The organism is Hyphomicrobium sp. B1, assembly GCF_049532635.1.
Lineage (GTDB): Bacteria > Pseudomonadota > Alphaproteobacteria > Rhizobiales > Hyphomicrobiaceae > Hyphomicrobium_B.
On sequence record NZ_CP134871.1, the window covers coordinates 2,056,073 to 2,078,817 of the forward strand.

Sequence of the window (22,745 nt, forward strand, 5' to 3'; positions counted from 1 at the left end):
TGCCCTCAACTAGGTATAAATGACTTCGCGGTCACTTTTGTCAAGACAAACGCTCAACGCTGATAATGCGTGGGGCGCATAGGTATCCATCCAAAATCGAGTGCGTGGCCGCATAAGCCGATTCACGAAGTGAGGCGACATGCAAAAAAGTACACAATCCGCCGTCACCAATCTTGTCCGCAACGACCCGCCGGTCATTCGCCGACGCGGAGCCAGCCCGGAAAAGACCGCCATGACGCGACAGTCAATCGTCGATGCGGCGCTGGCGGAGTTTCTGGAAAAGGGGTTTGCGAACACCACCATCGAGACTGTGGCGAAGCGCGCAGGCGTCGCAAAGGGCCTGATCTATCGCTATTTCATCGCCAAGGAAGCACTGTTCTCGGCCGTCGTGCAGCAAGAAATTGTAAACGCTCACATCGATACGGACGACGCCAAGCGCGCGCCGAACGAGAGTGTCGAAGATTTTCTCCGCCGGACGCTCGTCGTTTCGATCCACCAGATCGAGAAGAAGAGCCGTGCGGATATCGCCCGTATGGTCATCACGGAGGGTGTGCGTTTTCCGGCCATTGCCGAGATCTACCGGCGCGACGTCATCGAGCCGCTCCTTCAGAAGGTGAAGCGGCTGGCCATGGCTGCGCGGAAATCAGGCGAACTCAAGGATGATCGTCTAGTCAAAAACCCGTACTTGCTTTTGGCGCCGGTCTGGGCCGGTATCGTCATCAACAAGTTTCTCGATCGGGCGCATCCGGTCAATATCGGTGAATTGTTCGAGACGCAGCTCGACTTGATCTTCGCGAAAGAGGCGGCTTGATGAATAGGGGCCGCCTTGCAGCGTTGTGTTAAAGAAGCGACCACTGTCCGGCGACTACCGCCCACGTGAAAATGACTGCATTGGTTGTCATGTGTGCCGCGATCGCGTCGCCGATCCGGCCTCGGCGGATCATCAACAGCGCGTAAAGCGTACCGGCTAATGCTGCCGCAAGCCACCGGTCGTGCATCAGACCGAACAAGCTTGAAGAGACGACGAGAGCGACAAGTCCGAATGCCCTAAAATCGACTGTCTCGAATTTTGCCGCTTGTAGGACGCGGTAGAGATATCCGCGGAACGCCAGCTCTTCCGCGATCGGAACCATGATGATGGTGCCGATGCCTCTGAACGCGAGCCAGAGAGCGACCACGATCGGCGAGAATTCCGAAAGCGACTGCTCCAGCGGCGTGTGGCTGCCAGCGCCTGGGTCGGTCGCGATCCACAGCACGCCCGCAATCCCGCCAATCAAAACCGAGGCAGCATCCGGAGTGCCCAGCAGCTGCTTATAGACGTTCCGGAAGGCATACAGCGCCGCAAATACCGCAATGACTTTAATAGGATAAAGCAGATAGTCGTGAGGCGCCGCAATGCGAGTCACGATTTGACCGGCCATCAGCGCGATAAACGGTGCAAGAAAGATAAGCGCTGGATTGGAATCGGCGGCTTGTCGAGCACGCGCCGCGTTTGCTGCATTTGACATCGCCGCTGCCATGATCGGTGATCTCTTACCGAAGAAAGCGAGCTTCTGCGCAACCGTCATGATCGTGATTGCGATGAGTAAGAAGCTGATCCAGCCGAACTGCGAATGAAATCCTCCGAGAGCGATATCCGGCGAAAAGTTCGCTCCAATGAAGACCAGCAGGGCAATCCGCAGGCTGTTGAGGAGCCAGATTGCGCCCATCGCCAACGGGAACAGCAAAAGGACGTTGGGAAATTTCAGCGAGCGACGGAAGATCACGATATATCCTACGACGAACACTGCGATCAGCATCATGCCTTCGTAACCGGAACATGCCGCAAAGATCCTGACGCTGAAATCGCCGGCGCCGAGAACGCGCGTAGCCGGGTCCATGAAAGCGCTGTGATCGAAGTGCTTGAGGATCCAGTACGACAACTGCAGGGTGGCGTCAGAAAGCTCAGCCCAATTGTCTTCCGATAAAAAACTGCCGCGCTCTCTATCGAGGGTTGCGCCAGTGACATATCCCAAGAGACCCAGTCCGAGCGCCAGCATCAGTTCCGGTTTGCAAAACGTTACGATCTCTCGCCAAAAGCCTAGCGGCGCAGCGACAAGGACGAGCGACGTTATCGCCGTCAGGAATAACGCCGAATAGAGATAAGCAAGAAAGGCATCAGCGCCTGGAGGAGCCTGGGCGAGGAGTCCGCGCGCGAGAAAAGCGGCCAACATCGCAGCCGCGCTGATTGCGGCTGTCGCTGATATCTGCACCGGGTCTGCATCTTGATTGAAGGCTGCGAGGATCGCGCTGCGCTTGGACCAGCCGACAACCACAAAAATTGCGGCCACTAGCAGAAGTATTTTCGGAACAGCTTGGACAACGCCGACAACTGGCCAGATGCCCCAGACATCCGGAAGAGGTGTAAAGAGTCGGATCGTCAGCAGTTCGACGATGACAAGCGCCATCGTCGACACAATTCGAACCGAGGGCCAAGCGGGATGAGAGGCAGCTTTCAACATGCGAAGCATGCCTGCCATGCGATGGCAGAGGCTGCCAGATTATCGCTACTGTGTTTGCTGCATGCGGCGATAGACAATGGCGCCGACGCTAAGGAGAAGCGCGATCGCCGCGACACTGCTGGCGGCATTGATTTCCGGAGCCGGGTGCGGGCCTCCGGGATCGCCTGCACCGCCACCGCCGACGCAGTGCCAAACGACGATGAAACAATCGACCACAAATTGCATGGACGTCTCCTACGCAAACACATGTTGAAGCGACTAAAACGGGTGCCGTGGTCCATCAAGAACAACGTAAACAGGTGGTTAATGTCGCGGCGGAATTGTCCCATGATAGGAGTCTCGACGTCGCCTTCGCTCGTTGAAATCCGCCGCTGCATTGCACAAGAACTCGTTCCGAAAGGGCCTGAATGGAAATTGGCGTAGACAGTTTTGCAGCAATCATGCCAGAGGCTGCGACCGTCGGGACTTTGTCTCCGACAGACCGATTGGCGAATTTACTGGAAGAAATTGAAGTCGCGGATCGCGCAGGCCTCGATGTCTTCGGCATTGGTGAGCACCACCGTCCCGAATTTCTCGATTCGGCTCCCGCGATCATCCTTGCGGCCGCCGCATCTCGTACCAAATCGATACGACTGACCAGCGCCGTAACAGTGTTGAGCGCCGCCGACCCCGTTCGCGTGTTTCAGGAATTCGCCACGCTCGACCTGATATCGAAGGGACGCGCCGAACTCGTCGTCGGGCGCGGGTCCTTCGGAGAAGCCTATCCGCTCTTTGGGATGCTCTTTGAAGATTATGACGCTCTTTTTGCTGAGAAGATTGAACTGCTTCTGAAGATACGGGAGAGCACGAATGTAAATTGGTCGGGAAAGTTTCGCCCGGCGCTTTCCGGCCAAGGCATCTATCCACGCCCCCACCAAGATGTGCTGCCTGTGTGGATTGGCGTCGGCGGTACGCCGAGATCGTTCACCCGCGCCGGAGAACTCGGTCTGCCGTTAATGGTCGCTATCATTGGTGGCGAGTTTCGTAGATTTCGCCCGCTCATTGATCTTTACCGCCAAGCCTACGCGCGCGCCGGCCATCCTCCACAACATCTGCGTGTCGGCGTCCATGCGATGGGCTTCGTTGCGGATACCGCAGACCAAGCGAAAGATACCTTTTTTCCGGGTTGGGCGCGGATGTTCACGGACATTGGACGGGAGAGGGGCTGGTCACCGGTTTCGCGCGCGCAGTTCGAGGCGATGTGTGGACCGGGCGGCGCTTTCCTGATTGGTGATCCGGCCACTGTCGCAAAGAAAATCGTCGAGGCGAGCGAGGTCCTCGGTCGCGTCGATCGTTTCACATTTCAAATGAGCTCCGCATCGGCGGAATACGTTGCGATGAGGAAATCGATCGAGCTTCTCGGGACGGAAGTTGCGCCGGTGGTTCGTACCTTACTCGCGAAGCAAATGTGATTAAGCGTGGTCGCGATGGTGTGCCCGCGTTCGTTGAAGACAGTGAAAAAATGAAAGGAACGCCCTTTGATCAAAGTCAGCGTCATGTATCCGAACACGCCAAATGCCCGGTTTGACCACGACTATTATCGCGACAAGCACATGCCCATGGTGAAAGCAAAGATGGGCGATACCTGCAAGTACTATACGGTCGATAGAGGCATTGCTGGCGCAGCTCCCGGTACGCCGCCCACCTACATCGGCATGTGCCACATTTTCTGTGACTCCGTAGAGGCGTTTCAGTCAGGCTTCGGGCCGCATGCGCGTGAAATCCTGGCGGATATTCCCAATTACACCGATCTCTCGCCGGTTCTGCAAATCAGCGAAGTCGAGGTTGGGTAAATAGCGCCAGCGGCGCGGGCTTTCGTCAGTAAGCGTCCTTGAAGACGTCCGAAAGCGAATTCGGAACCCACGGCTTGTTTGCCGGTGGTGGGGCTGGCGGCGGCGCCTTGGTCGCCGCTGGCGCAGCTGACGGCGATGTCTGCACCGGCTGTGCAGACTGCGGCGGCGGCGCTCCAAGAAAAAACAAGATAGGCGGCGGCGGCAGATTGGGTTCCCCAGGAACGCCGGTCGGTTGTGGTGCCGCGGCCGCCGTCATCTGATTGTCCTGGGGTGCTCGCCGTTTCTGCGCGACGGCTTTCTTCCGCTTTGTGGGCTTGTCCTGTTTTACTTTTGGTGCCACTGCGGCTGACGCATCCTCATTCTCGTTCTCAGCGATGCTGGCCCGATTGCTTCTGTCAGTCATGACATCCGACATCGCGAGTTCGGCACGAAACGAGCCGTCTGGCGATCGAGGCAGGCTGCCAGTAACATAGGGCTGGCTATCGAATGGGAAACGCCACTTCGCATCGTCATCGGCAGCGATTTGTGGAACTGCCATCCTGCTCGTCTCTTGATCGCCGCCAACAGTTGGTGTTTCAGATTGCTCGGCCTCGGTTGAAATTTGGCGGGCGTCGCGATCGATCGGTAAAGGCGCGAGCGTGGGCAAAGGTGCAAGAGCCGGCGTCGCCGTTTGCATGCTGAGAGTGATGGCATTCGAGAGCAGCCTATCGCGAAGGTTCTGTGCAAAGGCGAGTCTTTGATCGAGGTCGAATGCCGGTGGTGGCGGCTCCGGTGCGACAGCTCTAGCGTTCTTTATTGGCTGTTGCGGACGGTCGAGCGTCGAAAGAAGAGCGAGCGAGACGAGGAATGCGGCGACCGCGAGCTTTGTAATTTGTTCTTTGACGCTATCGCGCCGCCAAAGAGCCGGAAGATCATAAAGATGTGTGCGAAGGCCGACGAGGTGAGCTTTGATTGCGTTGGCGTACGGTGCCAGCGCTGCAGCCGATTGTCCATAAAGCAGCGCAAGCTTGGCGCGGAAGTCGCGCTCGGGTTCAGGCTCTTCCGTAAGCTCTGGAAAGCGCGTTGGGTTGACGAGAAAGACCGGCAGATCGTTCGTGTGCACCCCAGTCGCCCGCTCATTCTGATGCCGCAACAAACGCGTCTTACGCAATCGTCGCGCCGCAATCGCAATATCATGCGTTTCGCCAACCACGATCGAGGCGTCCCCAGTTTGATATAAATGCTCAATTCGTGAACAAATTAGGAGAAAATTCGAGGCTCTCTCTTCAGCCTTAGACAGACGAATTCTCTTGCGCAGACGAAATCTCGAACAAAGTTGATGGATCGTTTCTAAACGTCCGACAAAGATCGCACACTAATTTGAAGCGTTGAGTGTCCAGCGTGTAGCAATCTTTGGTCGCGTATTTTTTTAAACCCCAAATAGAGAAAGGTCCTTCGGGGCCGAAGAGGGAAATAGAAAAACGTACACGGATAGTATGTATTGTATATATTTGTTTTGCGAGGCTCGATTCATCGACTTGGTAAATGCGGTCGGGTAGCAATGTTCACCAGATGCGATCTCGACATATAGCGATAGCGACGCAGCATATGCGCCGCGATAACTGGTAAATTGGTAAAAAAATCGTTGACGCTGGGCGCGACGCTCTGCACAAGTGCATTTGCAGGCGCGGTTCGCGTTCCAGCGATTGAAACGGCCGCTGCCAGTTTTCTCTGTCAGGTGAAGCGATTCACCCGCAGTTCGGTAGATTTTTCCCTTTCGCATTTCGAAGCCGCCACCAGCTTACCCGCTGGACGCGATTTGATGCGTGCGTTTCTCTCTCTCCATCTCAAACATCGAAGAGACCCGCGATTTCGCCAGCAGATCGAATGCCGCGTTTGCTCGTCCTCGAAGCAGGGCGCGCTGAGCGCAACTATTGGTCCGACCTTTGGCATTATCGCGAGCTGTTCGCCATCCTAGCGTGGCGCGATATCGCGGTCAGATACAAGCAAACCGTCATCGGTATTGCTTGGGCGATCATTCGTCCACTTTTGACGATGATCGTTTTCACCGTTGTGTTTGGAAAGCTGGCAAAGCTGCCGAGCGACGGAGGCGTTCCTTATCCGATCCTTGTATTCGCCGGAATGCTGCCCTGGTTCTTGTTTTCGAGCGTGCTGAGCGAAGCATCGAACAGCCTGATTACAAGCGCGCACGTTATCAGCAAAGTCTATTTCCCGCGGATGATCGTTCCAGCTTCCGCCGGAGTCGTGGCACTCGTTGATTTTCTCGCTAACTTGATAATCCTGTTCTTGCTGATGGCTTGGTACGGCTGTCTGCCGAATTGGCACATTATATTCCTGCCGTTCTTCATGCTTTTTGCAATTGCCGCGAGCCTTGGACCGGCGCTCTTGATTACGGCACTCAACGTCAAATACCGAGATATGCGATACATCATTCCGTTCGTCATTCAATTCGGACTCTATGTATCGCCGGTTGGCTTCTCCGGTGAGGTAGTGCCCGAGAGTATTCGCGTTTGGTACAGTCTCAATCCTGTAGTTGGAGTGATTGACGGCTTCCGATGGTGCCTTCTGGGCGATGCCAGCAGACTTTACCTCCCAGGCCTGTCGGTAAGTCTCGGTGTTACCATGCTCATGCTTTGGATCGGCATCCGATACTTCCGCCGGACCGAGCGCTCATTCGCTGACCTCGTCTAAGATCGCAGGAAGAACTCCAGAGATGAGTGATGTTGTCATCCGTGCCGAAGGCCTCTCAAAAAAATATCTGATCGGCCATCACCGGCCGGAGCGCTACACGGCCCTGCGCGATGTCGCCGTAAAGGTCCTGAAGCATTGGGCGCGGACAGGAATGGATGTAGCGCGCGGGCGGCAGCTCGTTGCCGGTGATCAGGTCGAGGATTTCTGGGCACTAAAAGACGTCTCGTTCGAACTGAAGCGCGGCGACGTCGTCGGTATCGTCGGGCGCAACGGCGCGGGGAAATCGACACTGCTGAAAATCCTGTCGCGGATCACCGAGCCGAGTGCAGGAAGAGTTGAGATCCGAGGCCGCGTCGCAAGCCTCCTTGAGGTGGGAACGGGCTTTCATCTTGAGCTGACGGGGCGCGAGAATATCTATCTGAATGGCGCCATCCTTGGCATGAAACACGCCGAAATTCGCCGAAAGTTCGATGAAATCGTCGCCTTCTCGGAGGTTGAGAAATTTCTCGACACACCGGTAAAGCGTTACTCCAGCGGTATGTACGTTCGTCTCGCATTCGCCGTCGCGGCGCACCTGGAGCCGGAAATTTTGGTGGTCGACGAAGTTCTCGCCGTCGGCGATGCTGAATTTCAGCAGAAGTGCCTCGGTAAGATGAAGCACGTGGCTGGACAAGGCCGCACCGTTCTCTTTGTCAGTCACAATCTCTCAGCGGTCAGGGCATTATGCAATCGCGGCCTGTTGCTCGAAGGCGGAAAGATAACAAGCGACGCTTTAGTAGAAGTCGTCGCTCGGCGTTACATCAATGCCAGCAGCGTGGCTGACTCGATTTCCTTCCCCGCAAACCTCTCGCGTCCCTCGATTACTTCGATCATCGTGAACCGAGAGACGCTCGTTGACGGCGAACTAATCGTTGACATCGGCTTCATTTCGCCGCGACCGATCTCGAAACCGGTCGGTGGTGTCATGCTCCGCGCCGACACGGGCGAGCCGCTTTGGGGCTCGGACAATCGCTTCCACGCATCCAACGAAGTCACAAAGGGAATGACTTCGGGAACGCTCCGATGCCACGCACAGGCATTGCCGATCCGGCCCGGAACATACCATCTGTCGGCGTCGCTTGCAGATTGGCATGAAGAACTCGACGCCAAGCAGGATGTTCTGAGCATTCAGCTTGGCGACGAAACGGCCGATGTTCTGCGTCCGTCGGCTTCAGCCGTGGGCCACGTGGAATGGCCCGCGACGTGGCAGTCCTATCCGGTTGAAGACGCATCGGCGGCTTAACCTATCTCCTGCGCCCGTGTGTCAGAGTGGGGGGGTCAGGTACAGCGAAACGCGCAGGCCGCCGTGCGAGATTGGCCCAATCGGTTTCGAAAATGCCAGACCGGTCGCTGTCGCGAGCGCCGCTTCGTTCGTAATGACGCCCACGCGCCAGCCATTAAAGCGCGCCTTCAATATCTCCCCCAGCGATCGATACAATGCGTGCAACTGTTTCTTATTGCCGATGCGGTCCCCGTACGGCGGATTGACGATAACGAGTCCGGGTGGCCCGACTGGCACTGTGAGATCGCTGATCACCTGCTGACGAAATTCTGTGAACTCTGAAACGCCCGCGCGCTCGGCGTTGGCGCGGCTCATGTTGATCGCCCCGGCATCGCGATCGCTACCGTAAAATTTCACCGTCGGCACTTTCGGCTTTCGCGCGTCGCGCAGTTTCTGCCACGTTGCGGCGTCGAAGTTTGCCAACTCTTCGAAGGCAAAATGACGTGTGCGTCCGGGCATTAGGGCCGCCGCAATTTCCGCCGCTTCGATGACGAACGTGCCCGATCCGCACATGGGATCGACGACAGGTTCACCTCCATCAAACCCGCAGAGTCGCAAGAACAGCGCCGCGAGCGTCTCGCGCATCGGGGCCTTGTTCACGGCCTGCTTATGTCCACGTTTGTGCAGGAGATCGCCCGAAGTATCGACGCCGATGGCGCAGATATCGTTTTCGATCCGCGCTCTGACGCAAACGGCGGCATCGCGATCGAATGGCGCGCCGAGTTCCTCGCGGATTGCGCGTTCGATGCGCTGTTCGGCAGCACCCGAGTGGTAGATCTTCGAACTTTTGCACGAGGCTTCGACGCGGAAAGGCCGGTCTCGGCGCAGGACACCGCCCCACGCCACCTTACGCGCACGCTTATCAAGCTCGGAGAGGTGCGAAGCCCTAAACGTCGCGATGCGTGCGATAATGCGCGTTGCGCCTCGGAGTTCGAGATTGGCGCGCCAGACGTCCGGCCAACCGCCCCGCACGGTCACGCCGCCTGACGTGATTGCGGCCTTCTTGAAACCGTTCGCCCGCGCTTCGTCGCGCAGTGCGGCCTCAAGCCCAGGGGGGACGACAAGGAAAATTTCGAAATCGCTGTCAAACGCCGTCATGCGGCCTCATTATCCGGAAGCTGTGAGCGTATCGACATATTTTTGAGACCTCGGAAAGTTTCAGTACGACCCTTGGGGAAAACAACGCCGGATGGGGGACTGGCAAAATCGCTGAGACCCCATAAATTCAGCATTAGCCGGCGGCCCTATCTCGACAAGGAGATGATTGGGATGAGCGATGTTTCAGAACAGATTTGCCACCTTGTGCGCCCCGACGATACCTATGACGGCAAGCAGGGTCTAACCTACTTCTGCGGCATAGCCGCCGAGACTGTGGGCTCGAAAAGCATTTGCATGCACCTGCTGACCATTCCGCCAGGCGGCCGGGCCAAGGCCCACATGCATGCCAATCATGAAACGGCGATTTACGTTCTGGAGGGTGAAGCCATCGCCCTCTATGGCAACAAGCTTCAGTATCAGGCCGTCACGAAAGCCGGTGACTTGTTCTACATTCCTGCGGGTGTTCCCCATCTTCCGATCAATCTGAGCAACAAGCCCATATCAGCGGTCATCGCCCGCACCGACCCGAATGAACAGGAAAGCGTTGTGCTTCTCCCGGAGCTTGAAACGTATGCCGACGCGGCGATCGCCCGCCTCATGCATACATCGCCAGCGGCTGAGTGAATCGGCAAGCCGATGGACGGCTAAGCTTCTGGCCGCAACGGCGCCGGTGGGTGGCTCGGTTCTTTGTGAAAGTATCTGAGCGTAACATAGGCGCCGATCCACGACCCGACGACGGCGAACGCGACATACACCCAATTGTTCGTATAGCTGATGACCGCGAACGACGACAGCATATACCAGATGCCGCTCCAGTTGGCCGCGGAAAGCGGTCGACGCGAGACCACCGACGCCGTGAACATGACATAGGCGGCGTCAGTCGCGGCCGTCGCAAGTAGAACCCCGGCGCCGATCCATAAATCGATAGTCATCGAAAACTCCATGCGAGCGAGGGAGGCTGGCTAGTCGCTTATACACCCGTTCAGAACAACATTTTTGTGGGGAAGCGGCAAATGGATCGGAAATCGCGCGAGAGGCTTTGCGGTTAAGCTTTATCGATTTGGCTACGATGGATGCGACGCTCTTCACCGCTATCGCCGGAACGTTGCTTGGTATCGGCTTCGGCCTGACGATTCCACTCGTCAATCACATGACCGTTGAACACAGCTCCTATGCGCGACGCGGACAAAACCTCGCGTATCTTTCGGTCGCGATATTCCTCGGTCAGTTCTTATCGTCATTTGTCGATGTGGTTGTCGGGTCCGCAGCTACAGCATTTCTCCTCGCTTCCGGTGCGGCGTTCGCTGCGGCTGTCGCGGCTACTACCAGCGGGATAGCGGAGCCGGCATGAGAATTTCAGCGGCGGCAATTTTCAACGTCATAAAAGAACACCGGCAGGGTGCAGAACGCACCTGCCGGTGTTTGATTTGCCAAAGTCGCGGCCAATGAGAATTGTGGATGGCGTTAGTTGCCACCATACGAATTGCCGCCGAATGCGCCGTGGACTGAGAGAGAGCTGTTATCAACGGGCGAAGCAACGGCTGCGGTGCTGATTGCCGAAACTGCAATGACGATTGCGAGTGTGATGGTCTTCATGATGATGCCTCCAGTGGGGGTGCTAAGAAGATTTTCGGATTGTGAGAGCAGCGCTCTCGGTGTTTCCGAAATTCAATTCGCAACGACGCTGCGAAACGTTACCCGCGACAAACCGACCGCGTCAGCGCCGACCGATGTTCATGGCGCGATGCGCACCGCGAAGCCGGCCAAAATTTAAAGCTCCTCGAAGGCCAACATTCAAATGCGCGGGCTTGCGGGTCCCGGACTTTGCTGTTGGCTCGCTCCATCCGGACGGCGCGCATCCGCTAAAGGCGGTTCGGCAGAAATATCGCCATAGCGATTCGCCTGCGCATCAATAGTGATCACCGATCGCGTGAGGTCGAAGATCGGCAGCTACATCTGAACAGTTGGCGAAAACACACACCCACCTACAACCTATAGGCGAATGCCAGCTTTTGCTGCGGGAGAAAGCGCCGCGTGTTTTGGGTGGGGTGATGCACAGAAATGACGGTGCATAATCACTGTTGCGCGGAAGCCTCGTCAAATTTCAACATGGCGCGACAACGTGATAAAGTCACTTTATAAGGGCTCACCCGAAGTTGGCAAAAAGAGGATGACCGAGCGATATGAGCGGTCACACAAGAGACATGAACCCATCTAACCGTGGTCAGGAAACACCCGAAGTGCTTGCTACATATCGCAATCGTTCAACACGCTCACGTCTGTTTAAGTTTGCCCTGATGTCATCGATGTTGGCGCTCCCGTTCGTCTGGGGACCGCACGCGGCCTTGGCTGATTCGGTAGAGGATGCCGCCGCGGTCTGTTCGGGCTGCCACGGCGAAGCCGGCGTTCCGATGGACAAGACGATACCGAACATCTGGGGTCAACGCCGCGAATATATCTTGAAGCAGCTTTTGGACTTCAAGGACGGCCACCGCAAGAACGACACGATGTCGGCAATCGTTGACTCTCTGACGAAGACCGACATGGAAGCTCTCGCCACCTATTTCTCGGAAAAGAAATGGCCGAACCTCGGTCAGCCGGCTGCTTCCGGCAACATTAAAGACCAGGCGATCGACACCATCGTCCAGTTGAACTGCAAGGGCTGCCATCAGGAGCACTTCCAGGGCGACTATGTGCGACCGAGACTTGCCGGCCAGCAGGAAGAGTACCTGCTGAAGACGATGACGGACTTCCATACCGGCGAGCGTGCAAACTTCGCACCGATGGAAGCGCTGATGAGATCGCTGAGCGAAGATCAGCTGAAACCCGTAGCTGCCTACCTCGCTGGTCTAACCGAACCCGCGACAGTCGGACAGAAATAACGCCTCGCTGATATAAGACTTAAGTGCCTCGGCGCTTAAAGAGAGATCCACATTGGGCTCGCCGCAAGGTGGGCCCGATTGTTTTTGGGCGGCCGTTTTCGGGATGTTGCCATGTGACTTAGGTCAAGGGCCAGTCCAAAGGTGATCGTACCTTGCGCGCCATCATTGATGGAAAGCCGAGTGGGTACACAGATGAAAGCTCTTGTTTACAAAGGCCCAGGCCTGAAAGCCGTCGAGGATCGTCCTATCCCCGAAGTACAAGCCGCAACCGACGCGGTCGTTAAGATTTCGAAAACTACGATTTGCGGTACAGATCTGCACATCCTGAAAGGCGATGTCCCGACTTGCACGCCTGGACGAATTCTCGGACATGAAGGCACGGGCGTTATCGAGAAAGTCGGCGCCGGCGTCACGTCCTTCAAACCGGGAGATCGCGTGCTGATTTCGTGCATCTCAGCATGTGGCCGCTGCGAATATTGCCGCAAGGGAATGTATTCGCATTGCACGACGGGCGGCTGGATTCTCGGCAACTCTATCGATGGTACGCAGGCCGAGTACGTACGCATTCCGCATGCCGACACCAGCCTTTATCTGCTCCCCGAAGGCGTCGACGAAGAAGCATTGGTGATGCTCAGCGACATTCTTCCGACCGGCTTCGAATGCGGCGTTCTCAATGGCAAGGTCGCGCCGGGAAGCACGGTTGCGATTGTCGGCTCGGGTCCGATCGGAATGGCAGCGCTATTGACCGCGCAATTCTATGCCCCAGCCGAGATCATCATGATTGACCCTGACAGCAAGCGGCTGGAAGTGGCCAAGCGTTTCGGCGCAACCAAAACGGTCGCCGCTACGGGAAGCAGTGCGACGGAAGCCGTCATGAAGCTCACCGGAGGACGCGGTGTCGATACGGCAATTGAGGCGGTCGGCATTCCGGCGTCTTTCGCGACCTGCGAGGAAATCATCGCGCCGGGCGGGTCGATTGCAAACGTCGGCGTTCACGGAACCAAGGTCGACCTTCACCTGGAACGCCTTTGGAGCCAGAACATCAGTATCACCACACGTCTCGTCGACACTGTAACGACACCGATGCTTCTCAAAACGGTGGAAGCCAAAAAAATAGATCCGACCAAACTCATCACACATCGTTTCAAACTCGGTCAGATCCTGGACGCTTACGACACTTTCGGCCATGCTGCCCAAACGGGCGCCCTGAAGGTCATTATCGCCGCTTAACGGCATCTGAAAAAGGTAGAAGACCCAAGGATTGAAAAGGGCGCCTTAGGCGCCCTTTCCATTTTTATTATTTGCCGTTGTTCTCGTTATTATTCGGAGTGCGATCGGAAGTACCTTCCGGTGTCTGCGCACCTCCCGCTCCTGGAGCACCGGCCTTCGTAGATCCGGGCAAACGATCCGGTGACGCGTCTCCAGGCGTGCGGTCGGAGGTTTTTCCTTGCTCGCCCGTCGATGCACCACTCGATGCACCAGTGTTCATGTTTAGGTCGGATTTCATTTTGCTCGACTGTTGGTCGGCGATTGCCGGTCCTGCCACCGCAGCGAACGCAATCGCACCGGCCAACACTGCTGAGACTTTCAAGTTCATATTCGTTTCTCCTCGAGGCTATTGTTTTGTTTGGCGGGCTTTCGCCTGCTATCGAGGAAGACTCTCGCGTGCCGTATGTTCCCGCAGTTGTGGTCAAAGTTTACCGCGGGAGGGAATGACTCGCGAATTTGTGATGATGCGCCCGGCGAGAATGGAAGCGGCGCCGTTCTCGTTTCGCAGCAGCTTGCCTAGCGTTTGCTGTCTTGAGCGGAGGCTGGCGTCGTCCGGCTGTCGATCTGAACAGTCGCGGTAAGACCTGCGACCAGCATTACGCCGTCCGGAAGCTTATCAATTTCGATGCGCACCGGAACTCTTTGCGCCAGTCGCACCCATGTGAAGATCGGATTGACCGTCGCCAGTCCCTGCGAGCCGGGCTGTGCATTGGGAATGTTGATGCCGCGTGCCATTCCATGAACGCGGCCCTCGATGATCTGGCTATGACCCATCAGCTTGATCTGAGCGCGGTCGCCTTCATGGATGGAGGCCAGAACATTCTCGGTGAAGTAGGCGTCGACCCAGAATGAATCGGCATCGACCATCGTGATTTCGCCTTGCCCGACGTTGGCGTAATCACCGAGCTGAGCCAACAGGTTCGTCACCCAGCCGTTGACGGGAGAGTGCACCTCTACGCGCTTGAAATTGGCTTCGGCTTGATCGAGTGCCGCTTTGGCTTGCGCAAGCGAAGCGACTGCGCTGCCGCGCTGGGCGGTTAAAGCATCGATCTGCCGTTTGGAAACGACAAGGGCTGCTTCAGCGTTCTTAAGAGACGCCTGGCTTTGACGTAGTGCAGAAGCGGTCTGCTGCGCCATCTGCACACTGCCAAACTCCTGCTGAGCAAGTTCACCATATCGCGATGCTTGTTGTTTTGCGAACGCGAGCGCGGCCCGGGCGTCGTCAACTTGCGCTTGGCTGGCACCGATCTGCGCCTGTTGGACCGAGATCTGGCTATCCACATTCTGGATGTTGGCTTGTGCCTGTTGCACGGAGGCCTTCGCGGAATCGACGGCGATCCGGTAATTGGTCGGGTCGATCACCATCAGCAAGTCGCCCTTATGAACGAACTGATTGTCGGTGGCATGCAGTTCGACGATCCGTCCGGCGACCTCCGGCGCGACCGTCACGACGTAGGCGCGTACAGTTCCGTCGCGGGTCCACGGTGTCTCCATGTACGCGACCCACATCTTCCAGCTTAGCGGTAATGCGATCGCGACGGCAATGAGCGTGAGCAGATAGGGCACGAACCGCGGATGCAGCTTGGCGCTGTCGCCTTCCGACGGCGGGGCTGCATTCGCAAACACCTCGCCGCGATCGTCTGTGCGCGTTTTCAATTCGTCGCTGACGTTCGACATAAAAATTTCACCGATCGGCGATCAAAATCATGGACGATAGGATGATCATGTAGATAGCAAATACGAAAAGCGCAGGATGCCAAACATAGCGCAAGCCATCATATTTAACTGCGAGCCTGCGAACGCCGATCATGAGAAACCACGCCGCGATCATCATCAGAGAAATCGGTGCCACATAGACGCCGAGGATGTCGATCTCGCTGAACCTCATGATGCGGCACCAAAGTAAGAGGGATGTTGGTTAAGCGCGCCTGCTATCGCAAGTATGCAACTTCGGGCGCGCAAGAAATCAGGCTGTAAGCCGTTTTGTGCCGGAAGCAATTCAAAATGCCGATCCACCTCACCCCACTGCTGTATAGTCTGCCCGATTTCTCCGCGCGCCAGATGACCCAGAGCGACGTCGAATTGGTGCCGCGGGCCATGGGCACCGACGATATGGCAAAGTTGGATAATTTGCTCTCCCACAGACAGCGCCGCAAGCAATCGCGCCCTCTGTATCGGCTCTGCCGCGGACGGCATCGCGACGAGGCGCGCATACATGCGCCGATCCCAGTCATCCGTTTCGCCTGGCACTCCAAGACGCGCCATGCGGCGAAGATCGTTCAAGGTCAATGCTAGTAGCCGTCGTGTTTGCGTGGCGGGGGCGAGTGGTGGCAGCACACGGAAGAAAAATGCGCCAAGGCCAGTGCCACCCACAATGGCCAGCGCATTGTTGTAGAAATTGACGGTGTTGTAAGTCATTTCGTTCGCCGGCATCAGAAGCGGAATGAATAGAGCGACGACCGCAACCAAGACGGGCGATTGCCACTTTGACATCGCAGCGCCGGCTGGCACCAGAAAGAGGCCGAGAACGACACAAAGCCCTGCGAACGTGTCGATCTGAGGCAGGATAGCGAAGGCGATGATCGCAGCAAAAATTGCACTGATCACAGATCCGATCATGAAAGCCATGACGAACGAATAGGCTTCCTCGGCCCTTGGCGCAAAAATCGTGACGGCAACCGCCGCCCAAGTAATTGCCGCAGCGCCGTTCGGCCAGGATGTTGCAATCCAGAAGATCGCGATCGCCATAATCGCGAGAAACGCGCGGGCGCCGTTGATCAACGCAGGCAACCAGTCCGCCACAGAAACGCGAACCGCCTTGCTTTGCTCGTTTCGTCGAGGAGCGGCAACCAGAAGCGCCAAGCCGCCGATGGCTTGGCCAATTCCAAAGAAGGCTTTCGCTGTCTGATCGGCAATCAATCGCGTCGACGGCGTGTCGAACGGCGAGGAGCGAAGCGTTTCTCCTACGCCGCGATACTGCCGCTGCATATCCACCGGGTCGGAAAGCCAACCCCCGGAGCGGCCCTGCTGTGACATGTCGCGAAGCTTGAGTGGAATTTCATTCAGCACCGCATCAGCGTCTTTCCTGGCTTCTGTTTCGGGGGCGTTGGCAAGACGAACTGCAATCCCACGCCAAGCGGACAAAGCGGCAAACATGCCGACCATAGTTCCACGCAATACCGATGAGTGGTAACGAAGCCCAGCCGACTCCCCGATCGCCTCGTCGATCACGGGATCTAGCGCAATAACGCGCCGTGTGAGATCTCGCCGGATCGGCTGGAACGGCAAATTTTGTGCACCGGCCCTCAGTGTCGAGTCGATGCCGGTCGCGATATCTGCCGTCAACGATGCTAGCGACGCGGCAAGACGCCTGCGGGCGCCACCGAAATCTGTTGCTGCGAGAATGACACCAGCACAAACGATGCCGAGAATGATCTCGGTCGAGCGCTGGATAGCCAGCATGAACGCATCGCCGTTGAGGCCTCCGACAGCGCCGAGCTGGTCGGTGGCGATGACGGCTGCGGTAAAGCCGGCCAGCGCCGCCGCGTAGGAAGCAAAATTGCGTAGTAGTGTCGCCACGAATGCTGAGGCCCCGCACCAAAGTGCGAGTGCGGAGAGGAATGCGATCCGTTCCTGTGGGAACAGCGCTGTCAGGATAACGATTGCCACGGCTCCAACCAGCGTGCCCAGCATTCGGAACCACCCCTTACGGAGCGAGGCGCCAAGATGCGGTTGGCAGACAATTGCAGCGGTGGTTCCGGCCCAAAATGCGTTATCCAGCTCCAGTCGAAACGCGACATACAACGCCAGGCACGTCGATGCCCATAAACGAAGCCCAAAGAGGAGCGCAGGCAATGACTCGCGAGCGAGGTTCTCCGTTTGCGTAACGATCTGTGACGAGTGTCTGCGGAAATGAATGAAAAGGGGATGAGAGAACCCGGCAAACACTGAGGAGACCTCTGGTCACATCCGCCAAGAAATAACCGTCATGGAACGTCGCGACATTATGCTTTTGGGAGCGTGCCCGTAAACGGCTTATTGGCGGCAGGATGGAGTTTGCCGTGCGATTGCGAAATGCGGGGCTTCGGCCGTGCCCACTGCTGGCTCGGGTCGGCTGCGCTTTGTTATGAGAATGCACGAGGGCGCACAGGATCGGTCTGCTGATGGCGGTGGGCGCCGTGCATTTGGCAAGCCGATAGAGGACGGTTGCAATTGATTATGACGCGCGCCTGAGCGTATGTTGCGATCCAGATGAGACGCATCCTCGCTCCCGAGTTTCGGGGCAAAATTTGTAGGTGCCTTGTCCTTCCCTCGCTGAGGGCGGGACCGAGCGTCTTGATCATAGTCTTCACCGCTTTTGTCGCCGCTGAACGGGGATCGGATCGCCCGTTCGCAGCAGATTGCGCTGTCAAGCCAGTGCCGGCGACAACATGCTGAACATGGACACCGCTTTACGAAGTGCTGGATGCACAAAGGAGTTCAACCAATGGTTCTGTCTCGACGCGACGTTCTGAAAGCCGGCGCTGCAGTCTCAGCCATCGCAGCGCTGCCGAGTTGGCCCGCGCGAGCTGGGTTCGCACCGCAAACCGGAAAATGGCGCAAATTCGAATTATCGACACGGTTGGCGATTGAGAACGCCTCTGGCGTAACGCAGGCGTGGATTCCGCTTCCGGCATTCTCCGAGCCGTCCTGGATCAAGCCTGAGGGCAGTAGCTGGAGTACGAACGCCGAAAGCGCCGAAATCGTAAAAGATCCGAGATACGGTGCCGAGTTCCTGCACGTCGTGTGGAACGAGGGCGAGAAGGCCCCGTCCATCGAGGTGAGCAGCAAGGTTGCAACTCAGAACCGCGCCGTCGATCTCTCCAGACCGCTCGGAACGCAAACGCTATCGGACACTGAGCGTCATCTTTATCTGATGCCCACGGATCTCATCCCGACGGACGGCATCGTGAAGGAGACGTCCGATAAGATAGTGGCCGGCGCCAAAAGCGATACGGATAAGGCGCACGCAATCTATCAATGGATCGTCGAAAACTGCTATCGCGACGCCAAAACCCGCGGATGCGGTATCGGCGATATTGCCAACATTCTCAAATCCGGAAATTTTGGTGGTAAGTGCGCGGATATTAATGCGCTGTTTGTCGGCCTCGCCCGCGCCGCGGGGCTGCCGGCCCGCGATCTTTATGGGCTGCGAGTGGCGCCGTCGGCGTTCGGCTACAAAAGCCTCGGCGCCAAGAATGATATCGTTACCAAGGCTCAGCACTGTCGCGCCGAGGTCTTTCTTGCGGAATTTGGCTGGGTCCCCATGGATCCCGCCGACGTGCGCAAAGTCATGCTCGAGGAGCCACCGGGAAATCTACCGCTGACGGACGAAAAGGTCGCCGAAGCGCGCAAGACGCTGTTCGGCGCGTGGGAAGGGAACTGGCTCGCGTATAACACAGCCCATGATTTGGCGCTGCCGGGTGCAACCGGACCCAAGGTCGGCTTTCTGATGTATCCGGAGGCCGAAGTCGCAGGCGAGCGGCTCGATTGCCTGAACGCTGACACGTTCAAATACGTGATTACGGCGCGCGAACTCGCCGTTTAACCGCAATAAATCGTCGGTCGTCCGATGCTCTTGTTCGCTCCATCGTGTGGTGATGGAGCGGATGGGCATTGGCCGTTTTTATCTATCAGTTTTTCGAAAATGCGGCGCCGACAACTTTCCCGCTTACTTCCAACATGTGCCGCGAGACAACCAGAACCGTGCAGCCGCCGCAAGTCGTTGTTGCCAGAGGCATCATGGGCGACAATAGAAGAGGGGCGCCAGCAACGATGCGAATGTTCCGGCTGGCACGCCCGAGGGGATACGCTGACAACAATTAAAACACCTAGACAGATGGGGGCTAATCCGAATAACGAATCGGATAGAATGCCCCTACAAACAAAAAACCCGCGGATGAGCTTCGATTAAATAGCGAAAATGCGTATTTGCAGAAGTCATGATCGAGGGAGGAGCTTTAATCGCCGGCGCCACGCGCTCGTCTCGGCAGCATTCGCGCTGCTGAGTGTTTTTCATTTTGCATCTCTTCTGCCTAACCATGTTGTCTCCGAACTCCGGCACTTTCTGTTCGCAGCCGATTACGGCAGCTTCGCCGATTTCATCTGCGAAAGCGGCAAATCCCGCTCTGAACAACCAGGCGGCAAGACGTCGAGCTGTCCGTTTTGCAAAGGTCTAGCTGCGTTCCAACTCGCAGTGACCTCGGCGCCCACAATCGTTCGGCCGCCCACTCAGAAAAGCCAAAAGATCGCCGCGAGCGAAGCGGTGCTCCTTGCGATTGTTTTCCTTGTAAACGCCCGTAGCCGCGGCCCCCCACCGCTTGCCTGATAGCGATTGGATCGCTCTGTATATCTGCGATCCGACACCAATCATTCACAACGTATATCAGTTCCAGTGTTGACCAGCGTCGTCGCTGCGCGATGACCCGCGGTCAAATGGGGGAGCCTTTATGTTTCGTAGTCAGCGAATGCAGCTGCTGGGCGCTGCGGCAACGACCGTCCTTGTGCTTGGATCGCAGGCACAAGAGAGCTTTGCACAGGAAACGCCAAACGGGGATAATTCGATGCCGCCCGTGGTTGTTCAGCGTGAAAGCCCTGAAAACAAGCCTGAGACGGCGAAAACCCAGAGGTCTATCGGAATGAATGGCAAAGGCGATGAGGTGCGATCCTCGCAGCAACAATCAATTCCGGTTGCCATGCCGATCGAGATGGAGAGCGCCGGGAGCAGCACAAAGAGCTTGGCCCAGCCCCTTAATTCCACGCGCCTATCTCGCAATCAGATCCAGTCGCAGCTTCCGTCTACGAGCGATACGGCTCAGCTTTTGACCACGGTTCCAGGCGTCAGCGTCTATACGTCGGGAGGGATTTCAAGCTTGCCCGCGATCAACGGGCTGAACGGCGACCGGGTCAAAGTGTTGGTCAACGGCATGGTCATCTCGCCCGCATGTACCAACCAGATGAACCCACCGCTTTCATACATCGATCCATCGCAGGTCGCCGTCGCGGAGGTAATCGCCGGCATAACGCCGGTCAGCAAAGGTGGAGACAGTCTCGGGGGAACGGTGATTGTGGATTCGCGTCCGCCAGAATTCGCGGTTGCTGAAGAAGGCGTGCGCACCTCGGGGAGCATTTCCGCCTTCTACCGCAGCAATGGCGACGGGGTCTCAACTTCCGTGCACGCCGAAGCGGCAACGCAAAACGTCAGCCTCGGTTACTCGGGCGCTTGGACAAAGGCTGATGATTACGCTCGCGGCGACGACGGAGCTATCGTTCGCTCGACGCTTTATCAAGCTTACAATCACGCTCTCACGCTCGGCATAAGGAACGGCGCCGATATCTTCACATTTCAGGGTATCTATGCGTCCGTCCCATATCAAGGGTTCATGAACCAGCGGATGGATATGGTCGACAACGACGCGTGGCTCTTCAATCTGCGCTCCTTCACGCATCATGATTGGGGAACGCTCGACTTCCGTGCGTATTATCATCAGACCGCGCACCGTATGGATATGCTAGCGGATAAATCCGGCGCTATGCCGATGAACGTCGATGGAACGGATGCGGGTTATTCAGTCAAAGCCGAAATCCCGTTGACCACCGTCGATATCCTGCGCGTCGGCAACGAGTTCCATCGCGAGACGCTGAACGATTGGTGGCCGCCTGTGGCCGGCATGGAACCGATGATGGGACCGAATACGTTCATCGATATCAATCATGGCACGCGTCAGCGACTTGGCACATTTGCCGAGTGGGAGCATCGCTGGGATAGCGCATGGAGCACGTTGATCGGACTCCGCAATGACATGGTCTGGATGGATACCGGCGATGTCCATGGCTATAGCACCATGTATGCAGCTGATGCTGCGGCGTTCAACGCGCAAGACCACGATCGCATCGATGCCAACTTCGACGTAACGGCGCTCGTCCGCTATCAACCGTCCGCAAATGAAACCTACGAAATAGGCTACGCGCGCAAGACACGCTCGCCCAATCTCTACGAGCGCTACGCCTGGAGCACTGGCAACATGGCGGCCGACATGATCGGCTGGTACGGTGACGCCAACGGCTATGTCGGTAACCTCGACTTAAAGCCCGAGATTGCCAACACCGTAAGCTTCACGGCAGGCTGGCACGATCGGACGCGGAGCGCGTGGGATATCAAGGTCACGCCTTACTACACATACGTGCAGGACTACATCGATGCCAATTTCCTGAAGTCGCAGAGCAGTATGGGCGAAATGGGCGGCATGAACATGGGGGGCATGGCGATGCCGTCCAGCGAGTTCGTGACCTTGCAGTTCGCCAACCACGCCGCCCAACTCTACGGCGTCAACGTGTCGGGCAGCCTCGATCTGTGGAATAGCGCCGTCTATGGCCAGTTCGGCATCGCCGGCATTATTGGTTACGTCAATGGCGAGAACCTCGACACCGGCGATACCCTCTATCATATGATGCCGCTCAACGCGCAGTTGACGTTCAGCCATCAACTCGGCAATTGGTCGAACGCGGTGCAATTGACGATGGTCAACGCTAAGGATGACGTCAACGCGTTGCGACACGAGCCCACAACGCCGGGCTACACGCTTGTCGATTTGCGGTCCAGTTATCAGTGGCAGAACGTTCGCTTCGATTTCGGCATCTCAAATCTTTTCGACAAGCTCTACTACCCGCCACTCGGCGGCGTCGATTGGGCCGACTACGCTGCCGAAGGACAAACCGGTTTGATATCGCCTGTTCCCGGACAAGGACGCTCCTTCAACGCTGGCGTCACCGTTACCTTCTAGTCCGTGTGATGCCATGTCGGCCGGTCATCGAGTTGATGGCCGCGCCGACACTTCAGCCTGCCGGGGTGAAAATGCCAGCTAATGACAACAAGGTTCTAAAAGCTCACCCGATGCGCTCAACCAAGGCTTGGCGAGGCTCGTTGACCTCAATTTGTGCAGCAGCGATAAGCCTGCTACAGCCAAACTGATTTTTCCAACGTAGGATTACGAATTATCGTTGCGTTTTCGGAGATGGGGGTCTCGGAATGCGGACGAAAATCCAATTTGTTGTTTGCATTTTGCTTTCTGCCTCCGCGGTAACAGAGGCGCATGCTGACGAATATGGCTTC

Annotated in this window: 21 protein-coding genes; 11 read left to right on the forward strand and 10 right to left on the reverse strand. The window is 57.0% G+C overall.

The genetic code is table 11. The annotated features are described in order from the left end of the window. Positions 1-139: 139 nt before the first annotated feature. Entirely contained in the window at positions 140-811 is a 672-nt protein-coding gene (locus RLW55_RS09880; RefSeq protein ID WP_409560908.1) for a TetR/AcrR family transcriptional regulator, read from the forward strand. Positions 812-839: 28 nt separating this feature from the next. Here the strand turns inward: RLW55_RS09880 and xrtE are convergent, their stop codons facing one another. Further along, positions 840-2,447 carry an exosortase E/protease, VPEID-CTERM system gene (xrtE, locus tag RLW55_RS09885; RefSeq protein WP_423416327.1) on the reverse strand — a complete coding sequence of 536 codons (1,608 nt, stop codon included), beginning with the start codon at positions 2,445-2,447 and terminating at the stop codon, positions 840-842. Positions 2,448-2,546: 99 nt separating this feature from the next. Next, positions 2,547-2,726, reverse strand: coding sequence for a hypothetical protein (locus RLW55_RS09890; RefSeq protein WP_409560906.1), 180 nt, complete (start codon positions 2,724-2,726; stop codon positions 2,547-2,549). 182 nt (positions 2,727-2,908) lie between these two features. Between RLW55_RS09890 and RLW55_RS09895 the strand changes: the two genes are divergently transcribed. Both RLW55_RS09895 and RLW55_RS09900 read left to right on the forward strand, forming a co-directional pair. After that, complete coding sequence (locus RLW55_RS09895; protein ID WP_423416328.1) at positions 2,909-3,952, forward strand: LLM class flavin-dependent oxidoreductase; 1,044 nt, start codon at positions 2,909-2,911, stop codon at positions 3,950-3,952. 66 nt (positions 3,953-4,018) lie between these two features. Then, a complete protein-coding gene (locus RLW55_RS09900) occupies positions 4,019-4,333 on the forward strand; it encodes an EthD family reductase (RefSeq protein ID WP_013949323.1) in 315 nt (104 codons plus the stop codon). 25 nt (positions 4,334-4,358) lie between these two features. On the opposite strand, the gene RLW55_RS09905 is transcribed toward RLW55_RS09900, so the two are convergent. After that, the gene (locus RLW55_RS09905) at positions 4,359-5,525 is read right to left on the reverse strand and encodes a hypothetical protein (RefSeq protein WP_423416329.1); all 1,167 of its coding nucleotides are present in this window, start codon (positions 5,523-5,525) and stop codon (positions 4,359-4,361) included. A 674-nt stretch (positions 5,526-6,199) separates the two neighbouring features. Between RLW55_RS09905 and RLW55_RS09910 the strand changes: the two genes are divergently transcribed. After that, positions 6,200-7,024, forward strand: coding sequence for an ABC transporter permease (locus tag RLW55_RS09910; RefSeq protein WP_423416330.1), 825 nt, complete (start codon positions 6,200-6,202; stop codon positions 7,022-7,024). Positions 7,025-7,046: 22 nt separating this feature from the next. Continuing rightward, positions 7,047-8,306: an ABC transporter ATP-binding protein gene (locus RLW55_RS09915; RefSeq protein WP_423416331.1), complete on the forward strand. Its 1,260-nt coding sequence runs from the start codon at positions 7,047-7,049 to the stop codon at positions 8,304-8,306. Between the two features lie 21 nt (positions 8,307-8,327). On the opposite strand, the gene RLW55_RS09920 is transcribed toward RLW55_RS09915, so the two are convergent. Beyond that, a complete protein-coding gene (locus tag RLW55_RS09920; RefSeq protein WP_423416332.1) occupies positions 8,328-9,443 on the reverse strand; it encodes a THUMP domain-containing class I SAM-dependent RNA methyltransferase in 1,116 nt (371 codons plus the stop codon). A 171-nt stretch (positions 9,444-9,614) separates the two neighbouring features. On the opposite strand from RLW55_RS09920, the gene RLW55_RS09925 reads away from it, so the two are divergent. Next, a complete protein-coding gene (locus tag RLW55_RS09925) occupies positions 9,615-10,067 on the forward strand; it encodes a cupin domain-containing protein (RefSeq protein WP_423416333.1) in 453 nt (150 codons plus the stop codon). Positions 10,068-10,087: 20 nt separating this feature from the next. Here RLW55_RS09925 and RLW55_RS09930 read toward each other — a convergent pair whose 3' ends face one another. After that, positions 10,088-10,375: a hypothetical protein gene (locus RLW55_RS09930; protein WP_409560899.1), complete on the reverse strand. Its 288-nt coding sequence runs from the start codon at positions 10,373-10,375 to the stop codon at positions 10,088-10,090. A 137-nt stretch (positions 10,376-10,512) separates the two neighbouring features. Here RLW55_RS09930 and RLW55_RS09935 point away from each other — a divergent pair, with 137 nt between their 5' ends. Continuing rightward, positions 10,513-10,794 (forward strand): hypothetical protein, encoded by a 282-nt coding sequence (locus RLW55_RS09935; RefSeq protein WP_423416334.1) that lies wholly within the window; start codon positions 10,513-10,515, stop codon positions 10,792-10,794. Between the two features lie 113 nt (positions 10,795-10,907). On the opposite strand, the gene RLW55_RS09940 is transcribed toward RLW55_RS09935, so the two are convergent. Beyond that, positions 10,908-11,039, reverse strand: a complete 132-nt coding sequence (locus RLW55_RS09940; RefSeq protein ID WP_423416335.1) for a hypothetical protein — start codon at positions 11,037-11,039, stop codon at positions 10,908-10,910. Positions 11,040-11,740: 701 nt separating this feature from the next. Between RLW55_RS09940 and RLW55_RS09945 the strand changes: the two genes are divergently transcribed. Together RLW55_RS09945 and RLW55_RS09950 are read left to right on the forward strand one after the other, a co-directional pair. Then, on the forward strand, positions 11,741-12,325 hold the full coding sequence (locus RLW55_RS09945; RefSeq protein ID WP_414463807.1) for a c-type cytochrome: 585 nt from the start codon (positions 11,741-11,743) through the stop codon (positions 12,323-12,325). Between the two features lie 192 nt (positions 12,326-12,517). After that, positions 12,518-13,555 carry a zinc-dependent alcohol dehydrogenase family protein gene (locus RLW55_RS09950; RefSeq protein ID WP_423416336.1) on the forward strand — a complete coding sequence of 346 codons (1,038 nt, stop codon included), beginning with the start codon at positions 12,518-12,520 and terminating at the stop codon, positions 13,553-13,555. A 67-nt stretch (positions 13,556-13,622) separates the two neighbouring features. On the opposite strand, the gene RLW55_RS09955 is transcribed toward RLW55_RS09950, so the two are convergent. From RLW55_RS09955 to RLW55_RS09970, 4 genes are all read right to left on the reverse strand, one after another. Further along, the gene (locus RLW55_RS09955) at positions 13,623-13,922 is read right to left on the reverse strand and encodes a hypothetical protein (RefSeq protein ID WP_423416337.1); all 300 of its coding nucleotides are present in this window, start codon (positions 13,920-13,922) and stop codon (positions 13,623-13,625) included. Positions 13,923-14,110: 188 nt separating this feature from the next. After that, positions 14,111-15,271 carry an HlyD family secretion protein gene (locus RLW55_RS09960; protein ID WP_423416338.1) on the reverse strand — a complete coding sequence of 387 codons (1,161 nt, stop codon included), beginning with the start codon at positions 15,269-15,271 and terminating at the stop codon, positions 14,111-14,113. A 7-nt stretch (positions 15,272-15,278) separates the two neighbouring features. After that, positions 15,279-15,482, reverse strand: a complete 204-nt coding sequence (locus tag RLW55_RS09965) for a DUF1656 domain-containing protein (protein WP_409560893.1) — start codon at positions 15,480-15,482, stop codon at positions 15,279-15,281. Next, complete coding sequence (locus RLW55_RS09970; RefSeq protein ID WP_423416339.1) at positions 15,479-17,542, reverse strand: FUSC family protein; 2,064 nt, start codon at positions 17,540-17,542, stop codon at positions 15,479-15,481. Before RLW55_RS09970 ends, RLW55_RS09965 begins: the two co-directional genes overlap by 4 nt. 538 nt (positions 17,543-18,080) lie before the next feature. Between RLW55_RS09970 and RLW55_RS09975 the strand changes: the two genes are divergently transcribed. Both RLW55_RS09975 and RLW55_RS09980 read left to right on the forward strand, forming a co-directional pair. After that, positions 18,081-19,181 (forward strand): transglutaminase-like domain-containing protein, encoded by a 1,101-nt coding sequence (locus RLW55_RS09975; protein ID WP_423416340.1) that lies wholly within the window; start codon positions 18,081-18,083, stop codon positions 19,179-19,181. A 901-nt stretch (positions 19,182-20,082) separates the two neighbouring features. Beyond that, positions 20,083-22,416, forward strand: coding sequence for a TonB-dependent receptor (locus RLW55_RS09980; protein ID WP_423416341.1), 2,334 nt, complete (start codon positions 20,083-20,085; stop codon positions 22,414-22,416). Positions 22,417-22,745: the final 329 nt, after the last annotated feature.

What these genes read in the sequence shown, in the direction of transcription:
- RLW55_RS09880 (WP_409560908.1), top strand. Translation starts at nt 140, where the DNA reads ATGCAAAAAAGTACACAATCCGCCGTCACCAATCTTGTCCGCAACGAC.
- xrtE (WP_423416327.1), bottom strand. Translation starts at nt 2,447, where the DNA reads ATGGCGCTTGTCATCGTCGAACTGCTGACGATCCGACTCTTTACACCT.
- RLW55_RS09890 (WP_409560906.1), bottom strand. Translation starts at nt 2,726, where the DNA reads ATGCAATTTGTGGTCGATTGTTTCATCGTCGTTTGGCACTGCGTCGGC.
- RLW55_RS09895 (WP_423416328.1), top strand. Translation starts at nt 2,909, where the DNA reads ATGGAAATTGGCGTAGACAGTTTTGCAGCAATCATGCCAGAGGCTGCG.
- RLW55_RS09910 (WP_423416330.1), top strand. Translation starts at nt 6,200, where the DNA reads ATGCCGCGTTTGCTCGTCCTCGAAGCAGGGCGCGCTGAGCGCAACTAT.
- RLW55_RS09915 (WP_423416331.1), top strand. Translation starts at nt 7,047, where the DNA reads ATGAGTGATGTTGTCATCCGTGCCGAAGGCCTCTCAAAAAAATATCTG.
- RLW55_RS09920 (WP_423416332.1), bottom strand. Translation starts at nt 9,443, where the DNA reads ATGACGGCGTTTGACAGCGATTTCGAAATTTTCCTTGTCGTCCCCCCT.
- RLW55_RS09925 (WP_423416333.1), top strand. Translation starts at nt 9,615, where the DNA reads ATGAGCGATGTTTCAGAACAGATTTGCCACCTTGTGCGCCCCGACGAT.
- RLW55_RS09930 (WP_409560899.1), bottom strand. Translation starts at nt 10,375, where the DNA reads ATGACTATCGATTTATGGATCGGCGCCGGGGTTCTACTTGCGACGGCC.
- RLW55_RS09935 (WP_423416334.1), top strand. Translation starts at nt 10,513, where the DNA reads ATGGATGCGACGCTCTTCACCGCTATCGCCGGAACGTTGCTTGGTATC.
- RLW55_RS09940 (WP_423416335.1), bottom strand. Translation starts at nt 11,039, where the DNA reads ATGAAGACCATCACACTCGCAATCGTCATTGCAGTTTCGGCAATCAGC.
- RLW55_RS09945 (WP_414463807.1), top strand. Translation starts at nt 11,741, where the DNA reads ATGTCATCGATGTTGGCGCTCCCGTTCGTCTGGGGACCGCACGCGGCC.
- RLW55_RS09950 (WP_423416336.1), top strand. Translation starts at nt 12,518, where the DNA reads ATGAAAGCTCTTGTTTACAAAGGCCCAGGCCTGAAAGCCGTCGAGGAT.
- RLW55_RS09955 (WP_423416337.1), bottom strand. Translation starts at nt 13,922, where the DNA reads ATGAACTTGAAAGTCTCAGCAGTGTTGGCCGGTGCGATTGCGTTCGCT.
- RLW55_RS09960 (WP_423416338.1), bottom strand. Translation starts at nt 15,271, where the DNA reads ATGTCGAACGTCAGCGACGAATTGAAAACGCGCACAGACGATCGCGGC.
- RLW55_RS09965 (WP_409560893.1), bottom strand. Translation starts at nt 15,482, where the DNA reads ATGAGGTTCAGCGAGATCGACATCCTCGGCGTCTATGTGGCACCGATT.
- RLW55_RS09975 (WP_423416340.1), top strand. Translation starts at nt 18,081, where the DNA reads ATGGTTCTGTCTCGACGCGACGTTCTGAAAGCCGGCGCTGCAGTCTCA.
- RLW55_RS09980 (WP_423416341.1), top strand. Translation starts at nt 20,083, where the DNA reads ATGTTTCGTAGTCAGCGAATGCAGCTGCTGGGCGCTGCGGCAACGACC.